This window comes from Pseudomonas sp. PS01299 (assembly GCF_029960145.1).
Classification (GTDB): domain Bacteria; phylum Pseudomonadota; class Gammaproteobacteria; order Pseudomonadales; family Pseudomonadaceae; genus Aquipseudomonas; species Aquipseudomonas putida_A.
The window spans coordinates 1-2905 of sequence record NZ_JASCPO010000410.1 but is presented as its reverse complement, the minus strand read 5'-3'; the positions used below and the strand labels follow the sequence as shown (position 1 = coordinate 2905).

The following is a 2905-nucleotide window of genomic DNA, read 5'->3' as shown; positions in this document are numbered from 1 at the left end:
CGCGAATGCGGTGTGTCAGTCGAAGAATATGCTGGCTGATTCACCGCATTCGCGAGCAAGCCCGCTCCCACAGTTTGATCTGGGTTGTGCCATGAAAAAGGGCCATTCGACTCGCATCGAATGGCCCTTTTTTGTTGTCGCTGAGGTTACTCGGCAATCTGCAACTTGCGCGACTCGGTGTAGACGTAACGCACTTTCTCGTACTCGAACGGCGAGTTCATCTGGCCGTAGCGGAAGTTGGTCTGGTAGCGCTTGTCGACCGCACGCAGGGCCCAGATTTCCGGGTGGTTGGAGCTGACTTCCGACACGTTCAGGTAGTTGATCGCCGATTCGGCGGTGTAGTCCACGGCGAGGCCGGCGGTGTCGCGAATGTTCGACGGGCCGAGGATCGGCAACACGAAGTAGGCACCGCCCGGTACGCCGTAGAAACCCAGGGTCTGACCGAAGTCTTCGCTCTGGCGCGGCAGGCCCATGGCAGTGGCCGGGTCCCACAGACCGGCAATGCCGATAGTGGTGTTGAGCAACAGGCGCGCGGTGGTTTCCATCGAGCGCTTGCCCTTGAACTGCAGCAGGCTGTTGACCAGGTTCGGCACGTCGCCAAGGTTGTTGAAGAAGTTGCTCACCCCGGTGCGCAGGAAGCTTGGCGTCACGTAGCGATAACCGTCGACCACCGGCAGGAACACCCATTGGTCGAAGCGGTAGTTGAAGTGGTAGACGCGGCGGTTCCACGACTCCAGCGGGTCATAGACGTTGAGTGCGTTGAGCGTCGAGCGCTCGAACTCACGCTGGTCCAGCCCCGGGTTGAACTTGAGTTTGGACAGCGGCTCCTTGAAGCCATCGCTGTCGACCACCACCGGCGCGTTGGCTTTGCTGTTGTCGGCCTGGGCCACGCCTGCACTGAGGAGCGCTGCAATCAGCAGGAGATATTTAGCCACGGAAAAACTCCAGCATGGCGTCGCTGTTGACGCGGTAGTTAAGGTTGCCGCAATGGCCGCCCAGTGGGTAAACGGTCAGGCGATCGCCAAAGGTCTTGCGCAGGAAACCGAGGTCGCCAGGGCCGAGGATCACGTCATCAGCATTGTGCATGACGGCGATTTTCGGGCTGTCGTGCAGGTAATCCTTGAGTGCGTACAGGCTGACCTGATCGATCAGTTGCAGCAGGCTGCCGCCGTCAGTGCGCGCGCGCCACATCGGAATCACTTGTTCGGTCAGGTAGCAGTCGAAGTCGCATTGCAGCGCACGCTTGAGGAACGGCGTGAGGCTGGTGCCTTCGGTGATCGGGAATTTCGGCGGGGTGATCAGGCCACGACGGTTGATCAGGTCGGAGGTGAAGGCAATGTCGGCCGCCGAGAAACGGAACGAAGTGCCGATCAGCATCGCCATCTGTTCGTTGGTCAGGTGCTGCTTCGACTGCTGGAAGTCGTAGAGCAGGGCGTCATTGAGGTCGATGTAGCCTTTCTGCTGGAAGTAGCGGGTCAGCTTGTTCAGCACCAGTTCATAGAAGGTGGTGCTGTTGTTGATGCCCTTCACCTCGGTCTGTACCAGCTTGTCGAGGTTGCTGATCGAGGTGTAGAGGTTGACCGGCGGGTTGAGCAGCAGGACTTTCTTGAAGTTGAAGCTGCGTCGGGTCTCGTCCAGATGCGCGACGAACGCGGCATCCAGTGCGCCGAGGCTGTAGCCGCTGAGGTAGTACTCGGTGACCGGCAGTTTCGGATGCTGCGCGCGCACGGCCTGCATCACCCGGTACATGTCTTCGGCGTCTTCCTTGGTGATGCCCGGGGTGGCGAAGCGTGAAGCGGCGCTGATGAAGTCGAAGCTGGTGGGCGACGACAACTGCACGACGTGGTAGCCGGCCTTGTAGTAGAGCTTCTTCAGGTATTCGTTGAGCGTGCTGTCATAGCGCGCACCGGTGCCGGCGATCAGGAAGATCAGCGGCGCCGGTTTGTCCTGCTCGGCGATGCGGTAGGTGAGTTTTTTCACCGCCCAGAAATTGTCCGGGAGGATGAAGGCGCGTTCCGGGCGCAGGGTGATGCTGTGGTCGGACTGATTGATCTCGTCGTTCGACGGCAACTCCGGGCGCAGGTCCGGTGGCGTGGTGGCGATGGTCGCCTCGAACGGGTTGGTCAGGGGATAGCCATAACTGGCGGCATCGATATCCACCGCCAGTGCGGACGCACTCAGAATAAGGCCGCTGAACAGCGCGGCGAAGCGCAAGGAACGGAGCATGACTGGATCCCTTAAAGGAAGGTGCCGAATGAAGTTCGCAGGCTATGACCACCGGGCTCGCGCCAAAGTGCCATGCCTCGGCACCAAACAGGCAGAATTCGGAGTAATAGTAGCTGGACGATACACTTTGCAAGGCGCGGATGACCAGTTAACAGTTGTTAGTGCTTGCCAATGCGTGCGGGCAGATTAAGCTGGCCGCCGATTTCGTTGATTGGAGAGATTCATGTCCCGCCGCTTGCCCGTGATTCTGTTGCTCGTGCTGTTGCCGCTGTGGCTGGCCGCCAGTTATGGCGCGCGTTATGGCTTCATGGAGGACGGACAGTGGGTTGGCATCTGCGTCGATGAAGCGAGCCGTTGGGAATGCTCGGTGCGTTCGAACCTGGGGCTGATGATCCACTTCAAGGTGTTGGGCTGGACCGCGCTGGGTGCGGCGCTGCTGGGTTTTGTGCTGCCCGGGCGGGCAGGGTGGTGGCTGGCGGTGCTGGCGCTGGTGTTCGGGTTGCCGGCGCTGGCGTTGTACAACACGACTTTGGCGGTATTTGCGGTGGTGATTGGCGGATTGCGGTTGGTCCGGGCGTCCCGCAGCGCCTGAGAGTCAGCCTTCGCGAGCAAGCCCGCTCCCACATTTAATCGAGTTCCTTCAGTTGGAATGCAATCAAATGTGGGAGCGGGCTTGCTC

General features: G+C 60.1%; 3 protein-coding genes. 1 reads left to right on the top strand and 2 read right to left on the bottom strand.

Annotated elements, in window-relative coordinates:
- Positions 1 to 146 precede the first annotated feature (146 nt).
- Positions 147 to 935, bottom strand: coding sequence for a VacJ family lipoprotein (locus tag QMX91_RS30415; protein ID WP_007969640.1), 789 nt, complete (start codon positions 933 to 935; stop codon positions 147 to 149).
- Complete coding sequence (locus QMX91_RS30410; protein ID WP_027613946.1) at positions 928 to 2226, bottom strand: serine/threonine protein kinase; 1299 nt, start codon at positions 2224 to 2226, stop codon at positions 928 to 930. The genes QMX91_RS30415 and QMX91_RS30410 overlap by 8 nt, the downstream gene beginning before the upstream one ends.
- 223 nt (positions 2227 to 2449) lie before the next feature.
- Between QMX91_RS30410 and QMX91_RS30405 the strand changes: the two genes are divergently transcribed.
- On the top strand, positions 2450 to 2818 hold the full coding sequence (locus QMX91_RS30405; RefSeq protein ID WP_282413852.1) for a hypothetical protein: 369 nt from the start codon (positions 2450 to 2452) through the stop codon (positions 2816 to 2818).
- Positions 2819 to 2905 lie beyond the last annotated feature (87 nt).